Here is a 24382-nt window from a genome sequence, read left to right as displayed (position 1 = left end):
TCAATGCTCAAATTTCAAAATTCATATTCAAAATAGTAGTCAATTATAGTCCTCTGTTGTCCAAAGTATTAACAAAAATTGACTTTTATGATTGGATATAAGTCGGAAAGGAGAAAGAATCCTTACTGCACCGCAAACAGTATAATCAAAAAACTAAGCCTTTATGCTACGGCTATACCTGTACATAAAATGTACATATATACTCGATATGAGATAAATAAAAAACCTGCATATATAATTAGCCTAAATCAAGCTTATATTCAAAGTCATTAATCTGACAAATGTGTTTTCCGATACAAATAACCTTCTACGATACAACCAACTTAATTGCCATAATCAAGTTAATTTTAATCTTTTTTAATTTTTATGTCAAGAATTAAAAAAATTCATGGGATATTCCCAGGTTTTTTTGTGACATTTTACCTATAAAACCATGTTGACTATTCCAAATTATTCTGAAGCAAGGTTGCCTTTACGGTATTTTTCATAAGCATTGCCCTGGTCATTGGTCCGACACCGCCTGTAACTTTCGTAATAGCAGATGCAATTTCGGAAACAGTCTGAAATTGCACATCACCCACCAATTTCCCGTCTGCCCCTCTGGAAACGCCCACATCTATAACAACCGCACCCGGTTTTACACAATCAGGTTTAATAAATTCCGCCTTTCCGATAGCACACACGACGATATCTGCATTCCTGCATATTTCTGCAATATTGGCAGTCTTGGAGTGACATATGGTCACCGTTGCATTTTTTGCCAGAAGCAATATGGCCTGAGGCTTTCCTACAATATTGCTCCTGCCCACTACAACACAGTTTTTCCCTTCAATCTGGATATCGTTTGCTTCCAGAAGTTCAACCACTCCCGCAGGTGTACACGGCATAAATACGGGCTTGCCTATCATCAGATTGCCCACGTTTTCAGGATGGAAGCAATCTGCATCCTTTAAAGGATTTATTGCAGCTATGACTTTTTCCTCGCTTATATGCTTTGGTATAGGCATCTGAACCAGAATTCCATTTACATTCCTGTCATTATTCAAGGTCTCGATAAGCTCCAGCAGTTCTTCCTCCGTAGTTGAAGCAGGCAAGGCATATTCAAATGATTTGATGCCTATTTCGGCACAGTCGTTTTTTTTATGGTTTACATATACCCTGGATGCAGGATCATCTCCTACTATTATAACTGCCAGTCCGGCATTTATACCTTCTTGCCCAAGTGCGTCAACTTTTATCTTAAGTTCAGCTTTAACCCTGGCAGCAAGTTCTGTTCCATTTAATACTTTTGCTGACATAAAAAGTTCCTCTCTTTTGTATTTTTTCCGAATGGAAAGTACCAGAATAATCCAAACAGACTCTTTATATATTTTATTTTAAGGACTTTCAGTTGTCAATTTTTTTGGTTGGAAAATTACAATTCAATTATCATGTGGAGTTTGAAGCGTACGGTTTTCTTACTTAAATTTTATACTTTTTAATTCATTCAATATTATTACTGCCACTTCTATATAAGTGTGTAAATTGAGAAATTATATTTTGGAATGGCTGATAAACAATTATCGAATCGCTGACCCATTTGTCTCCAAAACCACAGAACCAAACATTTTTGAATATATGAGGCAGCATATTTAAATATTCACAGTTTTCTATTTCATCTGCTTGCCATCCTTTAATGGGCATTATTAACAACGAATTATTTCGTATACATTGAGTAAGCAAAAAAGATAAAAAGCTATTACTTATTATATCTGAAGATATCTTTATCATATCTAAAGGATTGCTATCACCTGTTAATTCATAAGTTATAGGTGCATTCATAGGCGATATTAAATCTAAAGAATTTCTTCCTCTGAAACAGTTCTTAATAGACTTGTCTATTGCCAAAGTATTCCATAAACTTGAGAAAACTTCTTCACATTCATCTGTAAGGCCTTTTAAATAGAACTGCAATATTCTTTCACTGTCTGTTAATACTGTAACATCTCTAAAAATACTGGTTAGAGCCTGCACTGTAGGTAGTGTAAGAATCTCAAGGTTATTTAAATGTGCAGGTGGAGTATATTGAATTCGCAAAGAGTTTTCGTTATAACAATATAAAGTTGTAATCAAAAATTGGATTTCACTATTTGAACATATAACAGCTTTAGGGTCTAATTTGTGGAATAAACTCAAATAGTTTATATGCTTGCATTTTAAATTATTATAGTTATGTAAAGTCGGATTACTATTGGCATTTGGAAGTTTTTTGTTGTCAATTCTTATAAGCAATGTTTTCACCTCTTTTTATAATTACTTTTTTATTATATCAGTTTATTTCATCTTTTTTAAGCTACAAAAAATATAAGCTCAGAGACATCACTATCATATCGTATTTTAGAAACAAGTGGAGAAACATCAGGTCATACAGTTAATGTTGTTGGAAAGTGCACTACCTTAAAATCAAACATAGTTTCAAATTATTTAATAGTAGCCGACGGCTGGTATGATTCAGCTCCTAAGTATATGAATTATACCAGTATTGATTTTGTTAATACATATGGTGTAAGTTATAATATAAAGTAATTAACAAGCTGAAAGGATATGAAATGAAAAAAATTATTAGTATTAGTGCCATGATTTTGGTTTTAACCTCAATAGTCACCGGCTGTGCAAAAAGCAACAAAACACCGGCAGACGCCGGTTCTTCCGTGACTGCCTATGGAATTACAGCAGAGGTTTCAGAAGTGTTTGATGATTACTGCAAAGTAGAGGTAACTGAAAAAGATAATAATTTTGCAAAAAATGATATTATAACCGTTTATTACAACAGCATATACCGAGAATCGGATGAAATATCCGAAGATGCAAAGGATATTAAGAAAACAGAAAAGGTTGATACCTTAAATAAAGGCGATAGTACAGCAATTACATATTTTAAGTTTAAAAAAGAAAAAGCCGGAAATTTTATTTTTGACTCAAATATTTTGATTATTAATTAATATAATTCCTGCCTGCTGGCCTGTTGGCTGCAGCAGCAATATTTTCATTCCGTTGGCGTTTTTTCTAACCCCGTATACCCTCAGCAGGTATACGGGGTTGTCATTTTACTTTAAAACGCAGTGGTTATACAAATAGCCACCTATGGTCTCTTTCCCGCAGCCCTTTGACTTCCAGACACCTGCGACTTGCCTTTTGCCTTGCGGCTTTTGGCTTCTGAAACCCGTCCTGCTGTCCTTCCGCCGTCTTCATATTTTTTCCCTTTTATATGTGAGCTTCCGTTCTCCTGCTTTCTGCCTTTGGCACTTATATAAGCTGGGGTTCCGTTTCTATCCGCAGTTCTATTCCCGGAACTAGCCCTGGAGTTACTCCCAGAACCACTCCCATAGCTGTTCCCAGTTTTATCTGCGGCTCTTGTATACCCGTCTTCCTCATTTTTTGTTCCTCTTTTCTGTTTGGGCGCTTCAGACCTTCCCGCCGTTTTTTTGTGCTTGGCGGCTTCTCCGTTTCTTCCCCCCGCTTTTCTACCGCTTTCCTCCTGCCTTTTACCCTTAAGGGGCTTAATCAGGCAAGCAGGCCCAAACCCTATAAGTTCCTCTCTATGGGCTTCTTTCAGGGCCTCGGTCACAAGCTGATAGTTTTCTTTTTTTCTATATTGCAGCAGAGCCCTCTGCATGGCTTTTTCCCTTGGATTTCTCGGAACATATACCTTTTTCATATTCCTGGGATCCAGTCCGGTATGAAACATACAGGTGGACAGAGTACCCGGCGTAGGATAAAAATCCTGTACCTGCTCGGGCATTATGCCATGTTCCTTCAGATACTCCGCCAGCTCAACCGCCGCATTCAGATCACTGCCAGGGTGGCTGGAAATAAGATAGGGCACCAGATATTGCTCCTTGTTTATTTTCCTGTTAATATCATAGAACTTCTTTGCAAACCGGTCATAAAGTTTTCGGTCAGGCTTGCCCATCTTTTCCAGAACCCTGTCAACCACATGTTCAGGAGCAACCTTTAGCTGCCCGCTCACATGATGCTCGCACAGCTCTGTAAAAAAGTCGTCGTTTTTATCCAGCATAAGATAGTCATACCTGATGCCCGAGCGGATAAAAACCTTCTTTACTTCGGGAAGTGCTCTCAACCGTCTTAGTAAATCCAAATATTCCGAATGGTCCACTATAAGGTTTTTACAAGGGCTGGGGTGAAGGCACTGCCTGTCCTTGCAGACTCCGTGCTTAACCTGCTTCTCGCAGGCAACGCTTCTGAAGTTTGCAGTAGGCCCTCCCACATCATGAATATAGCCCTTAAAGCCTTCTGTCCATGTGAGTTTTTTCGCTTCATTTATTATGGATGCCTGGCTCCTCTTCTGAATAGCCCGCCCCTGATGGAAATTGAGCGCGCAGAAGGAACAGCCTCCATAACATCCCCGATGGCTTGTTATACTAAATTCCACCTCGGTTATGGCAGGTATTCCTCCCATTTTTTCATATACAGGATGAGGATTTCTTTCATAGGGAAGTGCATACACCTTGTCCATTTCGGATACAGACATGGGCAGCGTGGGCGGATTCTGTACCAGATACCTGTCTCCGTGCTTCTGCACCAATATCTTTCCGCTGACGGCATCCTGCTCATTGTACTGTATCTTAAAGGCTCCGGCATAGGCCCTCTTATCTCCGGCTACCTGCTCATAGTCAGGAAGTATAGACACAGTTTTTGATCCGTTTGAATCCACCGCATTTCTTATTTCTGCCGGAAGCTCGTCATAGCCTGCCAGATAACAGCAGCCTCTGGTGTTTTTTATACTGGCTATGGGAACATCCTTTTTGAGCAGCCTGGCAATTTCAAGAATAGGTTTTTCGCCCATTCCATAGGACAAAATATCAGCCTTTGAATCCACAAGTATGGACCTTCTGACCTTATCCTCCCAATAGTCGTAGTGGGCAAACCTCCTGAGACTGGCCTCTATCCCTCCGATTATGACGGGTGTATCCTTGAATATTTCTTTTATCTTATTAGCATATACAATAACAGCCCTGTCAGGGCGGTAGCCTGCCTTGCCTCCGGGAGAATACAGATCATCCGACCGTCTTTTTTTACTGGCAGTATAGTGGTTTACCATGGAATCTATTACGCCTGACGAAATGAGCACACCATATTTGGGCCGCCCCAGCCGTTTAAAATCCTCGCTGTTCTTCCAGTTGGGCTGCGCTATGATTCCCACCTTGAAGCCCTCATTTTCTAAAACTCTTGTTATTATGGCATGTCCGAAACTGGGATGATCCACATAGGCATCCCCGCTGACGTACAGAAAGTCCAACTGCTCCCAGCCCCGCTGGTTCATATCCTCAAAGCTTATTGGTAAAAAAGCCATTTATATCGTCCTTTACTAAAGAAATAATTAACACCGTAAACGGCGCAGCCACAGCAAATAAAAACAATACTATTCTAACACAAAATATTCAGCAGTAAACAAAAACTCCTAAAACCGGCTTTGTACCAATATCTGCTTTCGCCCTTCACTGCCCTTGCTCGCCCTTTAGTACAACACTCGGTAAATCCTGGCACATAACTCCTCCGCCTTGTATTTCCAAAAAATCTCCTCCAAATTTATGCACCCTATTTATCGAATGTTGTACTAGCCCTCCTCCAGCAGCAGCCGGCCCTGGAGAGGGTCAAAAACATTGTTGGCATATATCTGCTGCTTTATGTCGGGATTCAAGCTTATTGCCTTCCTGAGATTATCCATTGCAATGTCCAGCTTTTTCATCAAAGCATATACCGCAGCAATATTGTAATATATCTCGGCTTCTCCCATATTTTGATTCAAGGCCCTGCTGTACGCCTTAATGGCCTGCTCATATTTCTTTGCCTCGGTAAGCGAAGCCCCCAGATAATAATATACATCTGTGTCCTCAGGATTCTTTTCTATGGATCGCCTGAAGACATCGGCCGCATCCTCATACCTTCTGAGTTCAAACAGCACCACACCCATGTTATAATAAAGCTTGTGATTATCCTCACAGGCTTTTATTCCATTTGTATAGGTTGCCAGGGCTTCCATGGGACTCTGCATTTTAGAAAACAGAATTCCCAGGTTATTATATGCATCCACAAAGTCCAATTTCAAAAGAATGGCGCTTTTGTAGTGTTCTAAAGCCTTTTCATATTCTCCCTTTTCTTCATAAGCCAGAGCAAGGTTGAACTGGCAATTATAACTGTCCGGCTTTAAGCCCAGAGCAGTCAAATACCCGGCTATGGCTTTCTCTGTTTCCCTAAGCCTGAAATGGCAGCCTGCAAGATAATAATGCCCGTTGTAGTCCGACTGGTTGATTCCGGTATAGGCTTTATATATTTTAGCTGCCTGTTCATATTCCTTCATGCCCATAAGCAGCTTTCCAAGTTCAAAATATCCTTCAGGCCCTTCCTTATTAAGCTTGATGCACTTTCTGAAGCATTCCTCAGCCTGCTCCATATTTCCCATTTCCATAAATAATTTTCCCAGTAAGAGTGAAATTATATAATTATTGCTGTCCTTCTCCAGTATTTCCCGGTAATACTTCACAGCTTCCGTTCTGTCGCCTTTTTCTGTGAAAATTCTTCCAATGCCCTCTTTTGCTATATTAAACCCAGGATTTATTTCCAGCGACCGTTGAAAGCAATCCAGCGCAAATTCCAGTTTTCCCATGTTTAAATATGTAACACCAATGTTGTAATATACAAGATATTGTTTGAACTGAATATTTTTTATGGCTTCGGAATGTACAGAATTATTCGTGGACTTTTTCAACTGTACAATAAGCTGTTCATTGAGCTCCAGGACTTTTCTGTAATAGCCCTGTGCCTCGTTGTACATTCCTTTTTTAAAGGTTGCGTTGGCATAGTTGAAATGCAGGTTTGAAGATGCTCCAAACAAGTCTATCAGGTTATTATAGATATCATAGGCATCCTCATAGTTGCCGTCGTTATACAGGTGCTCGGCCTGTACCAGCTTCCTCCTGACTCCCTTGAAGACCTCCTCCTTTATAAAGCCAAGTTCTGAAATTGTATCGGTTACAAAGGTATCATTTGAAATAATGCTCATTACCTCAGAAGTGTTCTCATTTTTGCCGGAGTTTGCCGGTTCAATGGTTATAAACCCTTCAAAGCTTCCCTTTTCCTTGACTTTTTTTATCATGGAATTATAGTCAAAGCCAATGAGAAGACAGGGAGAGACTATTCCAAACACAAGATAAAACAGTTCCACGGCAGTACTGGTTTGCACCTGATTGATAAGCGACAGGATAACAATAGTCAGAGCGGAAAGCTGAAGTGTAAAAGAGATAAGTGTTACAAGGCTTTTGGTCTTTAACAGCCTGTAAAACACATAAACAATAAGCAAACACAGAATAAGCATATTGAATGTAGTTAAAAGAAACATACATGCACCCCCACGTAATTTCCGGCAGCGAAAATGCAAAGGTCAGAACCGCCTGTGCATTTTTTTGCTTAACCGAGTCTTTTGCATTTAATTTAACCTGTAGTGCTAATTAAAAATGTGGTAGCAGCCAGAAAATGCTACTCACTCCCGGGACTTGCAAACTTGTCTCTTAAAGACTTATTAACTGGCACCACAGGTTAATTTGACTTGCTGCGCCTGTTCGGAAGTTAAGATTTTTCTGCTGAAAAACAATGATTTGGACAACTGGAGCTTCCGTGCCGTTGTCCAAATTTTCCCACCTGTTAATTATAAAAATCAATTGGCACCACAAGTAAATTTTAAATACCCGTTTGTATTATATTAAAATGAAAAGTTAATTATTAACCCAGGGAAATATGAATTGAATTTATTGCTGTTTTGCACTCTGCCTGTCTTTTTCATTCATTTGCAGCTCCATCCACTGCTGCTTTGAAATAAGCACCTGTCTTGGCTTGCTGCCCTCAAACCTGCCCACAATATTTCTTGCCTCCATCTGGTCTATTATTCTGGCGGCTCTGGAATACCCCACCTTAAACTTTCTCTGCACCAGGGAGACCGAAGCCTGCCCGGCCTCAACCACCATATCGATGGCCTGGTTCAGCAGCTCGTCATTGTCACCGGAGTTATCATCATTTCCGGAACTCTGGTCATTTATTCTTTCTATAATGTTTTCATCATAGTTTGTGTAGCCCTGTGTCTTTATGTACTCAACAACCTTTTCAACCTCACTGTCGGATACAAAGGAGCCTTTCACTCTGAGGGGTTTTGGCTCTCCAACCGGGTAGAACAGCATATCTCCCCGTCCCAGCAGCTTTTCCGCCCCGCCCATGTCCAGAATGGTTCTGGAATCCACCTGGGAAGATACGGCAAAGGATATCCTGGAAGGAATATTGGCCTTGATAACTCCGGTTATAACATCCACAGACGGCCGCTGGGTGGCAATAACAAGATGCATGCCTGCAGCTCTGGCCATCTGTGCCAAACGGCATATGGCATCTTCAACATCATTGGGAGCAACCATCATCAGGTCTGCAAGTTCATCCACTATGATTACTATATGAGGCAAGGCACCAGGCTCATCATTAGCCTTGAGCATTGCATTATAGCCCTTCAGATCCCTTACTCCCTTGTCGGCAAACAGCTTATACCTGTTTACCATCTCCTGAACAGCCCAATTCAAGGCACCTGCGGCCTTTTTGGGGTCGGTGACCACCGGTATCAGCAAATGAGGAATACCATTGTATATACCCAGTTCAACTACTTTTGGGTCAACCATCAACAGCTTCACTTCCTCCGGTGAAGCCTTGAACAAAATACTCATTATCAGGCTGTTTATACATACGCTCTTTCCTGAACCGGTAGCACCAGCCACCAGCAAATGAGGCATTTTACCTATATCTGCAACGACTGTTTCTCCTGATATGTCCTTTCCAACAGAAAAAGCCAGCTTTGAAGAATGGTTTGTAAACTCCTTGGATTCCAGTATGTCCTTTAACAGTACCGACGACATTTCCTTGTTTGGAACTTCTATTCCTACCGCAGCCTTGCCGGGAATGGGCGCTTCTATTCTGACGCCGGCGGCAGCGAGATTCAAGGCTATGTCATCGGAAAGATTTACTATCTTGCTTACTTTCACACCAGGGCTGGGCTGGATTTCATATCTTGTCACAGCCGGCCCGCGGCTTATATTTATAACTCTCGCCTCAACTCCAAAGCTTTTTAATGTATCCTCCAGCTTTTTAGCTCCTTCAAGCGCGCTGTTTTTAAGTGCCTTGACATTGGTTGCATCATCTCTGCTCTCATCCAGCAGGTCAAGGGACGGATAATTATATATAAGGGGCCTGGGCTGCTGTTCTATCTGAGGTATTACCAAGTCTTCGTTTCCTGCCGGACCTGCATTTGCAGAAGGAGTATTTCCCTCTTTAACGCCTTCCTCAGAATCCGGGTCCGTTGCTTCCACTCCCGGGCCTTCCGGAGAAATCCCCATGCCTTTTATGTCTGCAACCACCATATCCTCGGCAATATCGTCGTTAAAGCCTGTAAGGCTGACAGTAAAAGCCTCCTCTTCTGCTGACATCTCAAGGGTATCAGAATTCCGGGCTGCAGCAGCTTCATCTTCTGCGCTGCTTCCAAGCTTTTTGGGAACTCTGTTGGCCCTGCTTTCTCTTTCTATCTTAAAGTTGATAATCTTGCGTTTTTCAACTTCCGAGACTTTTTCCTCCCGGAGCACATCCTCGTCACCTTCGGCTTCGGCCTGTCTTTCCTTTATCCTTTCAGCCTTCCTGCTTTTTCTTGCATCATTTGCAGCGCGGAACTTCCTTGAGAGGAAAGCCGAAACATTACTTAAAAAGGCTGCCATTGATATATTGGTCAAAAGTATAATATCTATTATTGAAATTGTGGTAAGAATAATAATGGTTCCCAATATTTGAAAGGTCATCAGAAAAGGCAGAGTCACAAGACCTCCCAGAAGTCCCCCTCCGTTTATTTGGGTACCCTGTCTGTAAAAGTCCACAAGACTTGTGTAAAAGGCCCTACCCGCATAATCATCATACTTGAACTCCGCCACCTGCCAGAAGCATGACACCAGTAAAATAAGAACACCAAGATAAATTACTCTGAGTTTGAAGGTATGGGAGTCCTTTTTGAAAATCATGGCCACCCCGTAGACAATAAGAACAACGGGAATTAAAAATGCAGGCACACCCAGGAAACCCAAAAGCATGCTGGTTATGGCCTTGCCGAATACACCCATGGATTCGCTGAACAAAAAGCTGAAAAGCGCCAGCACACCAAAGGCAAACAAAATCAAACCGAAAATTTCATTCCTGTATCTTGAGAAACCACTTTCCACCCGCTTGTACTTTTTCTTCTTTTGCAACTTTTTGGCTTGCATCGGTACACCCCTCATTAGTATTTTGACTTGGCTCAAAGCATGCCTGTTGCTGGCATATGATGAAATTATATCACATTTTCGAGAATTATTCCAACACATGAAAATCTGCTGCATCAAACATCAAAGGCGGCTTTTGCCACACTTCAAAAAGCTGCCGTCCTAATCAGAAAAGGTCGGCAGCAGTGCTTCATTGTAAACCGCATATTAAAATGAAATTCAGAAGGATACTTGAGAACAGGCTCCGGCAAAATGCCGTGCCGTTATATCAAAGCTATTGAATCAGTCAATATCATTGTCGGTATTAAACAATTGCTTAAGCAGCTCCAACTGCGACAGCAGCAGTGTCTCCGACTTGGTCTTGAAAAGGTGCAGACGTTTTTTCATTTCTTCATATTCAAAGCGGATTTTGATTACTTCCTGGTTTGCATCATTTATTATCTTCTGGGCCTTTAATTCCGCCTCCTTGACAATATTTTCAGCCTTTTCGTAAGCATTCTTCTTGATTTCCTCACCTGTTTGCTGTGCAACAATGAGGGTATTTTGCAATGATTCCTCAATATTCTTGTAATGCTGTATTCCTTCATTTAAAACCGATATTCTGTCCTTGAGTTCAATGTTTTCTTTTATGTAAAGTTCGTAGTCCTGTATTATGCTGTCCAGAACCTCATTTACCTGATCTTCATTGTAACCCATAAAATTCTTTTTAAACTTGATATTATCAAGATCATTAGGAGTATAGTTCATATTCAACCAACCTTTCCAAGATATGATATCTTATTCAAAACGCCTGACAACTATATTTATCCGGTCCTTTCTTGTAGTTCCGCCAACCTTGTCCAATAAAATGCGGCCCATGCCCCGTATGGAGATTACATCCCCCTGGGCAAGCTGCCTGGATGGATTGACAACCAGCTCCCAGTTTACATTAACCCTTTGAGCTCTGAAATACTCCATAACCTTTGTCCTTGAAAGCCCAAAGCCGCTTGCGGTCACAGCATCAGCCCGAACCGATGCAACAGTGGTATTTATGATTTTCTCCTTCCTTTCGGGAGGAGTATACATATAAACCTGTTGAAGCTGACATTCAACTTTCGCATTACCAATTTTGTCCAAATTGTATGAAATATATTCCGCAAGCTTGTCAATCAGAAAAACATCTCCATAGTTTTCATATACAAGTATGTCGCCAATCTTTTCCCTTTTGACGCCCAGTCCCATAATGGAACCCAGATAATCCCTGTGGGACAATTCCTTTTCCGCAAGAGGTCTTATCCTGAGATAGCTGATGGGAGCGCTGCTTAAAGCGTCCTCCGCATCAATAAAATCCTGGCTCATTGCGGCCAGAACCCGCTCTGCACCTTCATATCCACCTGTAAAGGTATAAAAAACTCCTGCGGTTTTGTCAAGTACTCTTTTCGCAACAGTCGCCTCATAGGGAGAAAGAAAATCCGAATACACAAAAGAGGAATAACGGCATTGTTCCGCTTTATCCAAGAGACGCGAAACCATCACCCTATCCTCAATTTTAGAAACTGTTTTCAATAATTCGCTTTTATTCATAAGTTATTTTATATTTTCAAGTGTTCATATTTAATAAAGTAAAATCATAGATAGCCTTGCAAGTACGTTTCTTAATATACCAATAAGAATAAACGCAACCAAAGGTGAAAAGTCCATCATGGAAAACATGGAGTTATTCATAAACCTTGACTGACTTAACATATTCCTTATTGGAGACAGTACCGGTTCGGTAATTGTATACAACAGGTCAACCGCCTTGTTATATCTTGATACCGGAAGCCATGTAATAAGCACCCTTACAAGCAATATAACCTCAAAGGCCCGCAATACCATATTTAAAGCATAAAAAACTGCACTCATCTGCATTCCTCCGGAGCAAGAAACCATCAACAAGGTAGAAACTGTCTACAAGCACAGCTTCCTATTTAGCCCAGGGAAATACGGTTTTATTTCTGAGCTCGTCCTTCAGGTCTCCGCTTACGTCAACATTGTTTGGAGCTATGACAAATATATCACAGGATACTTTTTGTATACTTCCGTCAAGAGCATAGATTGAGCCGCTTAAAAAGTCGATTATTCTCTGCGCATCAGACTTTTCTATACCTTCAAGATTAATTACCACAGGCTTTTTGCTCTTCAAGTGGTCACAGATATCCTGAGCATCATCAAAGGTAGTTGGCTGGGAAACAACCATTTTAAACTGATTTGCGGAATGGATATTTACAACTTTACCGGCTTGCTGTTTCTTGGAATTGTTGAAAAAGTGTGTCTGAATAGGCTCACTTTTGAGATCGTCCTTAAAGTCGTTATCACGAAGCTCCAAATCTTCATCCTCTTCTTCGTCAATAGCTTCCCATCCGACGAAATTGAAAACTTTGTTTAAAAGTTTTGACATTTCAAATTCCTCCTGCGTCTTTAGTAATTTATTTAATCTTTTCTCACTTGTAAAAAAAATTACTTTTGTGCATAATCTCTCTTTCCAAATATGCCCGTGCCGACTCTGACCATGTTTGCGCCTTCTTCAACCGCAACCTCAAAATCGTTACTCATGCCCATGGAAAGATAATCCATACTAACATTATCTATTCTTTTCCTCTTTATGTCAATATATATGTTGTAAAGATTCCTAAATACAGGCCTTATGTCCTGTGGGTCCTGAGTATATGGGGCTATGGTCATCAAACCCCTTAAGGAAATATTATCCATTTTAGCTATTTCATTCACATATTCGTACACTTCTTCCGGGCTTATTCCAAACTTGGTTTCTTCACCCGAAACATTGACCTGCAAAAGAACATCAATTTTTCTGTTGTGCTTTCCGGCTCTTGAGTTTATTTCCTTTGCAAGCTCCAGGCTGTCAACGGAATGTATCATTTCGACTTTATCAATAATATATTTTACCTTATTGGTCTGCAGATGTCCGATCAGATGCCACCTGACATCTGCAGGCAGCCTTTCATATTTTTCCAGCAGCTCCTGCACCCTGTTTTCACCCATATCCCGAAGTCCATATTCATAGACACTTTGTATCCTGTCCGTCTGAACAGTTTTTGTTACTGCAACGACATTGATGTCTTCCAGCCTGCGCCCGCTTTTTTCCGCAGCGGTCCTTATCCGGTCATAGATATTGTCCAAGTTGTTTTTTATCTCTGAATCAGTCAATTATCTGTCCCTCCTGTATATTCTTAGGATTTAGGATATATGTATTGTAAAGGGCGATTGAATTCTCACCCTCCAGATTGTCAATTATAACCGCATCATCATTCATACCTGTAATTCTGACTTTTTTTATTGAGGCAGTATGACCTTTAACAAGGGTTATCAATGCCGTCCTGTTTTTGGTATCGATGTTCTGCAATGCGCTGTGTGGAACCTTCAGCCCGGTAGCACTGGAGAGTATGATGTCTGCATTTATCCTTCTCAAGCCCACTGTTTCATTTAGTCCTGTATCGAATTTAAAGGCTATTATTCTTTTTCCTTCAATTACATCAGAGCTGTATACTATCTGTGCATCAATATACAGGCCCGTATCATTGACCCTCAGTGTCACGGTCTTATCCAGCTTCAGGGATTTGCAGTACTTTTCCTCAACCGCAGCAACCATATTGCTCTCCAAATCCTTAACCAGCTTTGCAATAGGTTTCCCCTTCCTTGCTTCTATTACATTAAAATCCCTGTTGGTTTCCTTGGTGGTTATTTTCTCCAATTCCCCAGGAGTAATATTGCGTATGGCCGCCGGCGTAAGTATGGTTTCGTAGCCATCAACCGCATAGGATATCAAGCCTGCAGTTTTTGCGGTTATTTCCTTTATATTATTGTTCAGCTTGTTTTGTATGACAGCTTTTTCATTTTTCAGTTTATTTATATAGGCTGCGGATTTACTGCTGTCCCCAAATATATCCGACTTTCTGTAAACAATCTTATCTATATTTGAAATACTGTTGTAGCTCTCCACCAGACTGCCTCCAACAGACTCCTGAGCCAGATCCTTCATTTCTTCAATTATTTCCGAATCCAGTTTTTTTATGTCACTTGAAAAGGTGCTTATATTTTGCTTTTGTGCATTTTGTGCTCTTGCAATCTCCAGTTCCTTGGTCTTAAGTTCCTCATAGGTTGATACAGGGACATTTTTTACTACCGATGCTATTTTGTAATTTGCCGGTACTTTTTCACCGTCCATTGCATCCATTACGCAGTCCCCTGTTTCCGGCGACAAAATCAGTTCTTCGTTTCTGATAAATACCCCGTCAACATTTTTGATTTCTTCTATTCTGCCAATTTTCAGTATATCCGTTTCAATACCGTTTCCATATATGATAAATAACAGTGCCGGCAGGTATATCACCAGAAATACTCCCAATATAAGCGTTCCGATTTTAACACTCTGTTTTCTGAAAATGCTCATATGCAACCCCATTTCCGCAGTTAAAATCTGATTCCATTATTAATAAGTTTCTGCAGTGCAATGATATTTCCCAATTTCACATGCTCATATACCAGACCGCCCTGCATATATGCAATATACGGACTCTTCACAGGCGCATCTGCGCTGAGTTCTATTGAAGAGCCCTGTACAAAAGCACCTGCTGCCATTATGACAGGCGAGTCGTATCCCGGCATGTCCCAGGGCTGAGGGGTGACATAGGAGTCAACCGGAGAACCCTTCTGAATGCCCTGGCAAAAGGCTATGAGGCTTTTTTCATCCCTGAATTTTACTGCCTGAATTATGTCACTTCTTTTTGCAGTAACCGAAGGCAGAGTTTCAAAGCCGGCCCTTTCCATAAGCGCGGCACAGAAAACCGCTCCCTTCAAGCTTTCTGCCACTACATGGGGAGCCATAAAAAGTCCCTGGAACATTAATCTGTTATTCCCCAGGGAAGCACCTACTTCCTTTCCAAGCCCGGGCGATGTAAGCCTGTATGCCGCCTGTTCCACCAGGTCCTTTTTACCTGCAATATAGCCGCCGGTCAGCGCAAGCCCGCCTCCGGGATTTTTTATAAGGGAGCCGGCAACTAAATCCGCCCCTGCCTCCACAGGTTCAATTTCTTCCACGAATTCGCCGTAGCAATTGTCCACCATTATTATGGTTGAACTGCTGACAGCTTTTATAGCTTTGATTACATTTTTTATGTCCTCAATACAAAGTGCATCTCTCCACGAATAACCCCTTGAGCGCTGTATCATTGCAATTTTGGTTTTTTGGGTAACCGCCCTGCTTATCTGCTCAATATCCGGCTTACCGTCAGCCCCCAATTCAACCTGCTTGTAGCTCACGCCAAATTCCTTCAGCGAACCGCAGTTCTCCCCCCTGATTCCTATTACTTCTTCAAGGGTATCATAGGGCTTCCCTGTGACGGCTGCAAGTTCATCTCCCGGCCTCAGATTTCCAAAGAGACATAAAGCCAGAGCCTGGGTTCCCGATACTATCTGATGTCTGACCAAAGCGTCCTCAGCCTTGAAAACCTCCGCATAGATGCTGTCAAGCACCTCCCTGCCCCTGTCGTCATAGCCGTAGCCGGTGGTGCCGTTAAAGTGGGAGTCACTCAATTTGTTATTCTGCATTGCCTTTATCACTTTTAACTGGTTCAACTGCTTTGTATTTTCTATCCCTTCAAATACCTTCCGGGCATCCTTTTCCGCTTCCTGTGCAAGTTCGAGCACTCTATCCTCAACTTCAAAATTTTGCTTCAAATATTCCCTTATTTTTGCATCCATTGGAAAAATTCCTCTTTCGTATTTTAAATTGACTTTGGTAATAAGCTTTTTAATAGCATTATATACCATTTGAAAGCATCCTGCCAGATTTTATGCATATAAACCGGGCAATTATTTCTTATTTCAGACAGGTTATTTATACAAATGAGGTATTATACGGGTGTTTATTCCTTTATAAGCACCTGCCGGGTTGCAGCTTTTTGAGCTTTAACTGTATAATAGTTCTGTACCCGGGCAGTACCTGATAAGAATTATCCTTGCTGCTGCCTGCCGAATACTGCTATTTACCCTGCGGAGGTTTTATGATTCTAGAACACAGCGCCGACACTTCGGATGCCGGCAAGCCCCTGAAACATGTGTTGAAAGGTAGATTAAAAATATCTGAAAGACTTGTAAAAAAACTCAAATACCAGAACAAAATTTATGTGAATAATGAACCTGTGCATGTAAACTATACCTTAAGGGAAAATGACCGTGTAAGGGTTGAAATAGAGCTTGAAGAAGCTTGTGAATATATTGAGCCTCAAAACATTCCCCTGGATATTATTTTTGAAGACCATTGCCTCCTTGTTTTGAACAAGCAGCCCGGCATTGTGGTGCACCCCACCTGCAGTCACCCTGATTCCACCATTGCAAACGGCATAGCTTATTACCTGAAGCAAAAAGGGGTCCTCCGGAAGATCAGGCCGGTCAGCCGGCTTGACAGGGAAACTTCGGGTATTATCATCTTTGCCAAAAATCAATTTGTTCAGGAGACCCTGATCAGGCAGATGCAGGCCGGAATTTTTGAGAAGGAGTATCTGGGCATTGTTCAAGGCATTCCTCCTTCAATGACCGGAACAATTGATCTGCCCATTGACAGAAAGCCCGGCAGCATTATGCTCAGGCATATTTCCGATACGGGTGCTCCCTCGGTTACACACTATGAGGTGCTGGAAAGCTTTTCAAAGCATAGGGCCGCCCTGCTCAGATTCAAGCTGGAAACCGGAAGAACCCATCAGATAAGAGTACACTGCCAGGCTATGGATTTTCCCATTTACGGAGACACCCTCTATTCCGATAATTTTTGCGGGTTAATTTCCCGTCAGGCTCTTCATTCCCATACTACCAAAATTGTTCATCCAGAAACCGGGAAGGAGGTATTCTTCAATGCCGGGCTGCCTTCTGACATGAAGCAGGTACTGGAAATAATGAGAGCCTGACCTGTAAATATTTTACATACACATCCCTGTGTGCTACTATTTTCTTATTGATTAATTTGCGCCGGACAGCGGCAATATGAGCATACGGCTCTACAAATACTACAAATGAAGAAAGTATCGCTTTGGGAGGAATGCAGTTATGGATATTTTAAAAGACAGGTATTCTATTACAGAATTAAGTGAGGCTTTAAATATAACAGATCATGCGTTAAGATTTTATGAAAAGGAGTTTGGTCTGAGAATTCCCAAGGACAGCAGGGGAAGAAGATTTTATACTCCGCAGCTGGCAAATGTCATGTACCAGATTAAGGATATGCGGGATCAGGGACTGGAGCTTAAGGCAATCAGAAAAATTCTGGAGGATCAGAATATAATACAGGAAAGCGCAGTTCCCCCCCTTTTTAACCCTGCCGTCCCCATAAGTGAAGACAACCTGCCTGCAGTAATTGCAGCACAAGTCTCACAATTGGGCGGCAAGGAGCTGTCTGTTATTATGGATGCGCTCAACAGCATGAAGGAGCAGTTTTTTGAAAATATATCCACCGAGCTGTCCTCTACCAAAGAGCAAATAACAAAAGAAATACAAAAATCAAAACTGGAGTTGGGCGCGTGTGTTGAAAACAGTTCAAGAAAGCTCGAGATAAAGCTGGACAGGCATTTTCAGGAGGTTGACAGGAATATTACCAACTGGCGTGAGAAAAAAAACACCACCCTGGCCGGAAGACTGAAGAAATTAATCGGAAAGTAGAGCGGCTATAAAATATCCGTGTGGGTCTTTTCAACTGGAATCACCGCCGCTTGTACCCAAGCCCATAGAATGATTATCCTCAAGTAAATGTTATGTTCCTCAAGAATATTATGATATGCAGAAACCACTAAATTGTAGATATATAGATTACTTTGCAATCAATGATTTTTGCTGAAGCAAGTCTTCAAATATTCCAAAAGTGTCCAGCATATTTCTACCATAACAGACCCAACACATGCTGCATTTTACTTTCCATGTAATAATCTCCCATATTTGATTATTTTACTACGAACAATAGTCTGTTCCATACGGTATTAGCTTATGCCATTCGTCAGTAAAGGCTTGATGCTCCGCTTTTGTGACGGCAACACTTAACATAGAATTGCTATATGGCAAACCTTACAAGGAAGCTATCTCCAATTGACCCTGTCAGTTTTGGCAGCTTTCTCAGTGTTCCCTTCAAGCCGTTTAAGAGCCCGGACAATTTGGAATATTTGCTTGTTGGCCCAGTGCAGGAAAGTAGGGCCATCTTCAGGTAACAGTCCACATACAGCAAAAAGAGCATCGTCCTGCCAAAACAGTATACGATACTCCTCAATCACTCTATATAAATTGTTGCATATAAATGCATTCAAGAACTAAAAGCCTGTTTACTAATCCTTCAATGCAACGCCCTTTGCATCTTTGTTTATGCTGCCGGAAAGAATCATTATGCCTTCAACAAGTCCCCATATCCAGGTTGCCCATGAGAGGAATCCGCAAGAAAGTACAGTTATCAAGAGCTGGGCCAATCCGATTCCTATGTGTCCAAGATAGAACCTGTGAACACCAAATACCCCAAGAAATATTCCGAACAAACCCGCTGCAAGCTTAGACTTCTGCTGACCATACGCATTCAAGTTGACACCGCACTTCATACAAACTTGAGCCATTGAATCTGTTATATCTCCACACAGCGGACAATAATTATTACCTTTTCCAACCGGCACTCCACATGAGACACATATGGCAGCCTGATCATTCATAACATTACCGCAATTTCTACAATACATAATATTTACCTCCTAGTTGATATTTATGGTTAAGCTCTCGTTTTCATACAAGTTTCGAAAATGTATTACATCTAAGTATACGAATCAGTGCCATGTATGTCTGAAATTAATTGCATGAAATTTAATAAAGAACACTTGCTTTTTCAACCGAATATCTGTTATTATCCAGATTAATATATATTAAATTCTGAAAAAAGTCCACTCAAAAATAATGTAATAATGAGGTTTGTAAACATAATCACCATAGTTTTAAAAATATGGTGATTTTTGTATTAATTTATGTTAAAATTGTAAATAAAGAATATTTTTTGCGAGGAGCAGATAAATATGAGATTTGTCCAAAAGTGGTCTTACTCATGTGCAAGGCACTTAGCATTGGTTTTAAATGAAAATCATAACCGAAGATCAGTTTACTATTATGGATTTTATATAGTTTTTGGAACTTTGGTCAAAGGTATAATTTTGATTTCAGTGGCTTTACTGCTGGGGATTTTAGTTCCCTCTCTGCTTATAGTATTGGTTTTAAGTTCCTTAAGGTTAGTGGCCGGCGGTTATCATTTTGATACTTACGGGAAATGTCTTCTGGTTTCATTGATACTTATTGTAATAGCAGCTTTGATAACCCAGCATACTTATATTTACTGGAGTACCGCTTTCATAGCAGTATTTGTGCTTTTGGTCTTCTCCGTCAGCTTTTATATGCTGGCAAAATATGCTCCAAAGGATACTCCAACAAAACCTATTACAGATCCTCAGGCAATTAAGCGTTTTAAAAAGCTCTCAATAGCGTATCTTGGTATATTGCTGATTATAAGCTGTATTCTGTTATTGTATAACCTGAAAATGCATGTTTTGGCAATTAGCTTCGGAGTCCTATTTGAGATTTTTTCCATAACCCCTGCGGGGCATAGTTTTTTCAATAAAATAAGGGACAGTTTAAGTAGACGGTAACATTCAGTTAAATAATTATTTTGTATGAAAACACTTGTATTACATATAAAACACAACAGATAAGGGGTATGCGCATGATTGATGCATTGTTTCAAAACAGCCTTGTAGCAAGGATTATATTGAATACACTTTTTGTATCCATTCCAGAAGAGCTATATCTGGTAATGTTTACACTTATAATGGTAGGAGAATTTGAGTATTGGAAGGAGTCTGAATGTAAAAGGCTTATAAATAGATTTGATTACGTCCGGGTTTTTTTGCCAACGATTGCAGGTGCTCTCGCATCAAATATATTAATAAACGCTGGTCTCAATAACGGTTTTTATCAATTTTTGACTCCGATTTTTATGTATATCATCATAGTTCTTACAAATGATATTTTTGGAGATGCAAGTGCGATAAAGTGGATGTTAAAAGCCTTTATCTCTTATATGATAGGATTTCTTTCAATCGGTATTCTCGAATTACTATACATACCAATGGTGCTGTACGGCACAGGGATAACCCTTGTACAATTATCCAACAGCTTCTTACATTATTTTTTATTATCACTTCCTTCGCGATTCTTACAGTATTCCATCCTTTTATACCTCATAAGTAAGAGACGCACTTTGCTAAAAGGAAAATTAATAAAAAATATGTTATCATCTCCAGTACTAATAATTATATTTTCTTTATTAGTACTGTGTAACATTCTTTTCCTATGGCTTATGTATAATTTTATTGTTTACGACAAGGTACTTATAAATTTCCAGCACATTTCTCAAGTGTTTATTATTATCGGTATTGTAAGTTTTCCAATGTTAAATATATCTGCACTTCTATGGGGTTTCTATTTCTTAAAAAATAATGAAATAAAAGATAAAAAGAAAGCTTCCGAAAAATTATATATTTTGTTGAAAGAAATAGAAATATATACAAATAATGAAAATTATGATAATATAAGGTGGAAACTTAACGAGATTGGCATGGGCATTAGGGATGTGGCCCAAAACCTGTACAAAGAAAATGAAACGGATCGAATAACATGATTTTTTATTAATTAAAGGAGGTTGATTAGTTATGAAAGCATTTTTTTATACTATTTTATCAAGTCTTTTATACATTTTGGTATTATTGTTTGGAGTAAAACCAGCTTGTTTCTGGGGACTCCATCAACCGAGAGTTCCAACGCTCAAGTAAAAACTAAGTTTGCTATTGTATTATGCAAATAAAAGATAGGTTAAATCCTATAATATTATTTACCGTTTCATTTCTTTGTAATACCTGTTACCTGCATTAATAGTTCTGTCCTTAATGTCCATAGCCAATTCTAAATACTGCTCATTTGCAGGATCCAGTATGAATTTTCTTACTTCTTCCGGCAAATGGCTTAAATGCGGGTCTCTTACTTCACTGTGACCTGTAAGATAATCCACCGATACATTGAAATAATCAGCCAACTGCTTAAGTTTTTCAATTGACGGTTCTCTCTTATTGCTTACATAACCATTAAAGGTAGGAATTTTAATATTTAGTTGGATGGCAGCTTCTTGCTGCTCCAATCCTTTTTCTCTGACCAACTGCTTTAATCTCTCTCCAATAGTTTTTTCCATAAAATTTTCCCTCTCATTTATTTCCTTACAATAATTATAATTATATACAGGCTTTTTTGTCAATTAATTACTACAAAATAAATTTCATTTTGCATTTTAATAACAAATTTTTCTACATTTTTTATTGACAAATTGCGTTTCGAATTTTATAATTATTTTAGTGGCAATTTATTACATTATTCAACTATATTGGAAACATGAATTAATATCTATTATACCATGATATTAAATACATGTATTACTTTTATTATTTATTAACAAATCGTTGAGTGAGGAGGTTTTGATATGCTGGTTGAAGAAATTAACAAGCTAAAGGAAGTCCTAAATAGACAAGTTGAAATCTGTACTCTGGACAATGATACAACCCTAGCACTCAGCCAAGACTTGGATAAATTAATAGTTGAATATTATAGGGACGTACTTATGGTGCATAATATGCGGTAGACTATCCTCGGTATATCCTTTGCAGTCAATTTTATTGCATTGAATTACTATATAGTATATAATTTTTATGGTAATTTTTAATGAAAGAATAACGAGACGAGAGGATAGATATATTAATGAAACTAGGTATTGTCGGACTTCCTAATGTAGGTAAAAGTACTCTGTTCAATGCTATAACCAAAGCAGGTGCCGAAAGTGCAAATTACCCGTTTTGTACCATTGAACCAAATGTAGGAATTGTTGCAGTTCCTGATGAAAGACTCGATAAGCTGGCTGAGATGTACAACCCTGATAAAGTGACGCCCACAGTTATTGAGTTTGTTGATATTGCAGGACTTGTAAAAGGTGCCAGCAAAGGTGAAGGGCTTGGAAACAAGTTCTTGTCACATATCAGAGAAGTGGACGCAATTGTTCATGTTGTGAGATGTTTTGAAGATGGAAATATAGTACACGTTGACGGTTCCATCGGACCGAAAAGAGACGTGGAAACCATAAATCTGGAATTGATATTTGCCGACCTTGAAATGCTTGAGAGGCGGATTGACAGAACAAGGAAGAATCTTAAATCCGGTGACAAAAAGTTTCAGGTGGAAATTGAATTGCTTGAATCCATCAAGGCTCACCTGGAAAGCGGAAAGCCCGCCAGGTCAATGACCTTTGACAGCGAGCAGCAGCAAATTGTGGATCAGATATTCCTAATAACATTAAAGCCTGTCCTATATGCAGGAAATGTATCAGAAAACGACCTCTCCTCCCTGGAAGGCAACGGATTTCTGTCTGAATTGAAGGAATTGGCCGCCGGAGAAGGTTCTGAAGTAATGGTTATCTGTGCAAAGGTTGAAGAAGAAATCGCGCAGCTTGCCGAGGAAGAAAAAGCAGATTTCCTTGATGCAATGGGCCTGGAGGAATCTGGTCTGGACAAGCTGATTAAAGCCAGCTATAAAATACTCGGGCTCATAAGCTACCTTACAGCCGGTCCGCAGGAAGTCAGAGCCTGGACCATTATAAAAGGCACAAAGGCGCCTCAGGCGGCAGGCAAAATTCACAGTGACTTTGAAAGAGGCTTTATACGGGCTGAAATTGTGGCCTACAACGATCTTATGGCCTGCGGCACATATAATGCTGCCAAGGAAAAAGGTCTGGTCAGATCAGAAGGCAAGGAATATGTTATGCAGGACGGTGACGTTACACTGTTCCGGTTTAATGTATAATAAAAATCGGTTGTAGTCCCCCTGCATATCTTCCTAAAAGAATATGCGGGGGATTTTTTTGTAATTTTACACTTCTTGTAGAAAAAGTTATTCCGTGTAAGTTTAAAGTGTAAAAGCTGTATCTTTGTGATTATATAATAAATAGAGCCTGTGAAAAAAGTCTGTAAAATAAGCGTTCTATGATAAAATAAAAAATCATAGGAGGCTTTTTTCAATGGGAAAAAGACAAGAACCCATGAGTGAGGGCAAAAAGAACATTATCGCAAGTTTGCTACAAGAGAGTACGACATCAAATCGGCTATGACATTCAGGGAGCCCTGAAGGATCTGCTTGGCGGGACTATACGGTCCATGCTGGAGGCAGAAATGGACAATCATCTGGAGTATGCCCCTTATGAACGTACCGATACCCCTAATGCTCGGAATGGGAAAAAGAGCAAAACAATCCGTACCCGCTCGGATTAGTATACCGCACCGGGTCGTTGGCACAATAGGCATACAGGTTCAGGCTGAGGGGGTTTTCATCCTCGCCCCAATAGCTGTCCTCTGTGGTAAAGCGTCCCAGGTAGGGGTCATAAAATCTGGCCCGAAGGTAATACAGCCCTATTTCGGAGTCCATGAATTCCCCTGCGTAGCGGATAGAGTTGCCTGCTGCTGTTTCTATTGTCAGCACGGGATTTCCCCATATGTCATATTCATACTGGTTCTGGGTGGTTCCTGCTGCATCCACTGTCTGCACCACATCTCCGTGGCCGTTGAACAGGTAGTAGCTGGCCTTGCCGTCTGCATCTGTCTTTGATATGTAGTTTATTCCCTTTACATAGCTGGCCCTTGTATTGCCTTCTGCATCTGTTTCCAGGATTACATTCTGCCTGTCGTAGAGGTAGTTTGTCACCTCGACCTTGTAGCCGCTGCCGGATTTCCTTACTGCTTTGCTTACTCTCAGGTCGTCCCCGTCATAGGTATAGCTGGTCTTTTCAACAAGGCTGTCTATCTCACCTTCCAGGTCGTCACCGTAGGCCGTGCCTTTGGTGGACGGGCGCAGCTTCGTGCTGTCTGGCAGTATATGACTCACACTTTGCCTGAGCTGGTTTCCGTTGTCGTCATATA

22 protein-coding genes and 2 pseudogenes are annotated in these 24382 nt (G+C 40.4%); 9 read left to right on the top strand and 15 right to left on the bottom strand.

Features of this window, described 5'->3' with window-relative positions; translation table 11 throughout:
• Positions 1-440: 440 nt before the first annotated feature.
• On the bottom strand, positions 441-1298 hold the full coding sequence (gene folD, locus CLHUN_RS13945) for a bifunctional methylenetetrahydrofolate dehydrogenase/methenyltetrahydrofolate cyclohydrolase FolD (protein ID WP_080065246.1): 858 nt from the start codon (positions 1296-1298) through the stop codon (positions 441-443).
• A 184-nt stretch (positions 1299-1482) separates the two neighbouring features.
• On the bottom strand, positions 1483-2271 hold the full coding sequence (locus CLHUN_RS13940) for a hypothetical protein (protein WP_080065245.1): 789 nt from the start codon (positions 2269-2271) through the stop codon (positions 1483-1485).
• A gap of 317 nt (positions 2272-2588) precedes the next feature.
• On the opposite strand from CLHUN_RS13940, the gene CLHUN_RS13935 reads away from it, so the two are divergent.
• Complete coding sequence (locus CLHUN_RS13935) at positions 2589-2981, top strand: hypothetical protein (RefSeq protein ID WP_080065244.1); 393 nt, start codon at positions 2589-2591, stop codon at positions 2979-2981.
• A 389-nt stretch (positions 2982-3370) separates the two neighbouring features.
• On the opposite strand, the pseudogene CLHUN_RS13930 reads toward CLHUN_RS13935, so the two are convergent.
• The 10 genes and pseudogenes from CLHUN_RS13930 to CLHUN_RS13885 form a co-directional block, all read right to left on the bottom strand.
• Positions 3371-5353 (bottom strand): annotated as a pseudogene (locus CLHUN_RS13930) (YgiQ family radical SAM protein); the annotation flags it as partial.
• A 264-nt stretch (positions 5354-5617) separates the two neighbouring features.
• On the bottom strand, positions 5618-7399 hold the full coding sequence (locus CLHUN_RS13925) for a tetratricopeptide repeat protein (RefSeq protein WP_080065242.1): 1782 nt from the start codon (positions 7397-7399) through the stop codon (positions 5618-5620).
• Between the two features lie 406 nt (positions 7400-7805).
• Positions 7806-10334, bottom strand: a complete 2529-nt coding sequence (locus CLHUN_RS13920) for an FtsK/SpoIIIE family DNA translocase (protein WP_080065241.1) — start codon at positions 10332-10334, stop codon at positions 7806-7808.
• A 279-nt stretch (positions 10335-10613) separates the two neighbouring features.
• Positions 10614-11078, bottom strand: coding sequence for a DivIVA domain-containing protein (locus tag CLHUN_RS13915; protein ID WP_080065240.1), 465 nt, complete (start codon positions 11076-11078; stop codon positions 10614-10616).
• 30 nt (positions 11079-11108) lie between these two features.
• Complete coding sequence (locus tag CLHUN_RS13910; RefSeq protein WP_242656525.1) at positions 11109-11843, bottom strand: YlmH family RNA-binding protein; 735 nt, start codon at positions 11841-11843, stop codon at positions 11109-11111.
• An 81-nt stretch (positions 11844-11924) separates the two neighbouring features.
• Positions 11925-12215, bottom strand: a complete 291-nt coding sequence (locus CLHUN_RS13905; protein ID WP_080065238.1) for a YggT family protein — start codon at positions 12213-12215, stop codon at positions 11925-11927.
• Positions 12216-12276: 61 nt separating this feature from the next.
• Positions 12277-12750, bottom strand: a complete 474-nt coding sequence (locus tag CLHUN_RS13900; protein WP_080065237.1) for a cell division protein SepF — start codon at positions 12748-12750, stop codon at positions 12277-12279.
• Positions 12751-12809: 59 nt separating this feature from the next.
• Positions 12810-13517, bottom strand: coding sequence for a YggS family pyridoxal phosphate-dependent enzyme (locus tag CLHUN_RS13895; RefSeq protein WP_080065236.1), 708 nt, complete (start codon positions 13515-13517; stop codon positions 12810-12812).
• On the bottom strand, positions 13510-14760 hold the full coding sequence (locus tag CLHUN_RS13890; protein ID WP_080065235.1) for a biotin/lipoyl attachment domain-containing protein: 1251 nt from the start codon (positions 14758-14760) through the stop codon (positions 13510-13512). The genes CLHUN_RS13895 and CLHUN_RS13890 overlap by 8 nt, the downstream gene beginning before the upstream one ends.
• Positions 14761-14780: 20 nt before the next feature.
• Entirely contained in the window at positions 14781-16070 is a 1290-nt protein-coding gene (locus CLHUN_RS13885; protein ID WP_080065326.1) for a methionine gamma-lyase family protein, read from the bottom strand.
• Between the two features lie 302 nt (positions 16071-16372).
• Between CLHUN_RS13885 and CLHUN_RS13880 the strand changes: the two genes are divergently transcribed.
• Positions 16373-17272: an RluA family pseudouridine synthase gene (locus tag CLHUN_RS13880; RefSeq protein WP_080065234.1), complete on the top strand. Its 900-nt coding sequence runs from the start codon at positions 16373-16375 to the stop codon at positions 17270-17272.
• Between the two features lie 139 nt (positions 17273-17411).
• Positions 17412-18020, top strand: coding sequence for a MerR family transcriptional regulator (locus tag CLHUN_RS13875; protein ID WP_080065233.1), 609 nt, complete (start codon positions 17412-17414; stop codon positions 18018-18020).
• A 653-nt stretch (positions 18021-18673) separates the two neighbouring features.
• Here CLHUN_RS13875 and CLHUN_RS13865 read toward each other — a convergent pair.
• Positions 18674-19072: an NINE protein gene (locus tag CLHUN_RS13865; protein ID WP_080065231.1), complete on the bottom strand. Its 399-nt coding sequence runs from the start codon at positions 19070-19072 to the stop codon at positions 18674-18676.
• A gap of 327 nt (positions 19073-19399) precedes the next feature.
• Here CLHUN_RS13865 and CLHUN_RS13860 point away from each other — a divergent pair, with 327 nt between their 5' ends.
• The 3 genes from CLHUN_RS13860 (at position 19400) to CLHUN_RS22925 (ending at position 21205) form a co-directional block, all read left to right on the top strand.
• Positions 19400-20023: an accessory gene regulator ArgB-like protein gene (locus CLHUN_RS13860; protein ID WP_080065230.1), complete on the top strand. Its 624-nt coding sequence runs from the start codon at positions 19400-19402 to the stop codon at positions 20021-20023.
• Positions 20024-20097: 74 nt separating this feature from the next.
• Positions 20098-21054: a hypothetical protein gene (locus tag CLHUN_RS13855; protein WP_080065229.1), complete on the top strand. Its 957-nt coding sequence runs from the start codon at positions 20098-20100 to the stop codon at positions 21052-21054.
• A gap of 31 nt (positions 21055-21085) precedes the next feature.
• Positions 21086-21205 carry a cyclic lactone autoinducer peptide gene (locus CLHUN_RS22925; RefSeq protein ID WP_117387061.1) on the top strand — a complete coding sequence of 40 codons (120 nt, stop codon included), beginning with the start codon at positions 21086-21088 and terminating at the stop codon, positions 21203-21205.
• 59 nt (positions 21206-21264) lie between these two features.
• Here CLHUN_RS22925 and CLHUN_RS13850 read toward each other — a convergent pair whose 3' ends face one another.
• Positions 21265-21618, bottom strand: a complete 354-nt coding sequence (locus CLHUN_RS13850; protein ID WP_080065228.1) for a helix-turn-helix domain-containing protein — start codon at positions 21616-21618, stop codon at positions 21265-21267.
• 285 nt (positions 21619-21903) lie between these two features.
• On the opposite strand from CLHUN_RS13850, the gene CLHUN_RS13845 reads away from it, so the two are divergent.
• The 3 genes and pseudogenes from CLHUN_RS13845 to CLHUN_RS13835 all read left to right on the top strand — a co-directional run.
• Positions 21904-22062, top strand: coding sequence for an aspartyl-phosphate phosphatase Spo0E family protein (locus tag CLHUN_RS13845; protein ID WP_080065227.1), 159 nt, complete (start codon positions 21904-21906; stop codon positions 22060-22062).
• Positions 22063-22178: 116 nt separating this feature from the next.
• Positions 22179-23273 (top strand): redox-regulated ATPase YchF, encoded by a 1095-nt coding sequence (ychF, locus tag CLHUN_RS13840; RefSeq protein ID WP_080065226.1) that lies wholly within the window; start codon positions 22179-22181, stop codon positions 23271-23273.
• A gap of 235 nt (positions 23274-23508) precedes the next feature.
• A pseudogene (locus CLHUN_RS13835) lies at positions 23509-23728 on the top strand (transposase); the annotation flags it as partial.
• On the opposite strand, the gene CLHUN_RS22570 reads toward CLHUN_RS13835, so the two are convergent.
• Complete coding sequence (locus CLHUN_RS22570) at positions 23685-23945, bottom strand: RHS repeat-associated core domain-containing protein (RefSeq protein WP_242656524.1); 261 nt, start codon at positions 23943-23945, stop codon at positions 23685-23687. The pseudogene CLHUN_RS13835 and the gene CLHUN_RS22570 overlap by 44 nt on opposite strands.
• Positions 23946-24382 lie beyond the last annotated feature (437 nt).

It is taken from the genome of Ruminiclostridium hungatei (assembly GCF_002051585.1).
Taxonomy (GTDB): Bacteria; Bacillota; Clostridia; order Acetivibrionales; family DSM-1351; genus Ruminiclostridium; species Ruminiclostridium hungatei.
Note: the sequence above shows the minus strand (reverse complement) of the source record. Positions and strands in the feature narration are given on the sequence as shown.

Excerpts from the sequence above, each read along its gene's own strand:
- CLHUN_RS13855 (WP_080065229.1), top strand. The coding sequence starts at position 20,098 with ATGATTGATGCATTGTTTCAAAACAGCCTTGTAGCAAGGATTATATTG.
- folD (WP_080065246.1), bottom strand. The coding sequence starts at position 1,298 with ATGTCAGCAAAAGTATTAAATGGAACAGAACTTGCTGCCAGGGTTAAA.
- CLHUN_RS13915 (WP_080065240.1), bottom strand. The coding sequence starts at position 11,078 with ATGAACTATACTCCTAATGATCTTGATAATATCAAGTTTAAAAAGAAT.
- CLHUN_RS13925 (WP_080065242.1), bottom strand. The coding sequence starts at position 7,399 with ATGTTTCTTTTAACTACATTCAATATGCTTATTCTGTGTTTGCTTATT.
- CLHUN_RS13860 (WP_080065230.1), top strand. The coding sequence starts at position 19,400 with ATGAGATTTGTCCAAAAGTGGTCTTACTCATGTGCAAGGCACTTAGCA.
- ychF (WP_080065226.1), top strand. The coding sequence starts at position 22,179 with ATGAAACTAGGTATTGTCGGACTTCCTAATGTAGGTAAAAGTACTCTG.
- CLHUN_RS22925 (WP_117387061.1), top strand. The coding sequence starts at position 21,086 with ATGAAAGCATTTTTTTATACTATTTTATCAAGTCTTTTATACATTTTG.
- CLHUN_RS13885 (WP_080065326.1), bottom strand. The coding sequence starts at position 16,070 with ATGGATGCAAAAATAAGGGAATATTTGAAGCAAAATTTTGAAGTTGAG.
- CLHUN_RS13850 (WP_080065228.1), bottom strand. The coding sequence starts at position 21,618 with ATGGAAAAAACTATTGGAGAGAGATTAAAGCAGTTGGTCAGAGAAAAA.
- CLHUN_RS13935 (WP_080065244.1), top strand. The coding sequence starts at position 2,589 with ATGAAAAAAATTATTAGTATTAGTGCCATGATTTTGGTTTTAACCTCA.
- CLHUN_RS13920 (WP_080065241.1), bottom strand. The coding sequence starts at position 10,334 with ATGCAAGCCAAAAAGTTGCAAAAGAAGAAAAAGTACAAGCGGGTGGAA.
- CLHUN_RS13900 (WP_080065237.1), bottom strand. The coding sequence starts at position 12,750 with ATGTCAAAACTTTTAAACAAAGTTTTCAATTTCGTCGGATGGGAAGCT.
- CLHUN_RS13875 (WP_080065233.1), top strand. The coding sequence starts at position 17,412 with ATGGATATTTTAAAAGACAGGTATTCTATTACAGAATTAAGTGAGGCT.
- CLHUN_RS13880 (WP_080065234.1), top strand. The coding sequence starts at position 16,373 with ATGATTCTAGAACACAGCGCCGACACTTCGGATGCCGGCAAGCCCCTG.
- CLHUN_RS13865 (WP_080065231.1), bottom strand. The coding sequence starts at position 19,072 with ATGTATTGTAGAAATTGCGGTAATGTTATGAATGATCAGGCTGCCATA.
- CLHUN_RS13905 (WP_080065238.1), bottom strand. The coding sequence starts at position 12,215 with ATGAGTGCAGTTTTTTATGCTTTAAATATGGTATTGCGGGCCTTTGAG.
- CLHUN_RS13845 (WP_080065227.1), top strand. The coding sequence starts at position 21,904 with ATGCTGGTTGAAGAAATTAACAAGCTAAAGGAAGTCCTAAATAGACAA.
- CLHUN_RS13890 (WP_080065235.1), bottom strand. The coding sequence starts at position 14,760 with ATGAGCATTTTCAGAAAACAGAGTGTTAAAATCGGAACGCTTATATTG.
- CLHUN_RS13910 (WP_242656525.1), bottom strand. The coding sequence starts at position 11,843 with ATGGTTTCGCGTCTCTTGGATAAAGCGGAACAATGCCGTTATTCCTCT.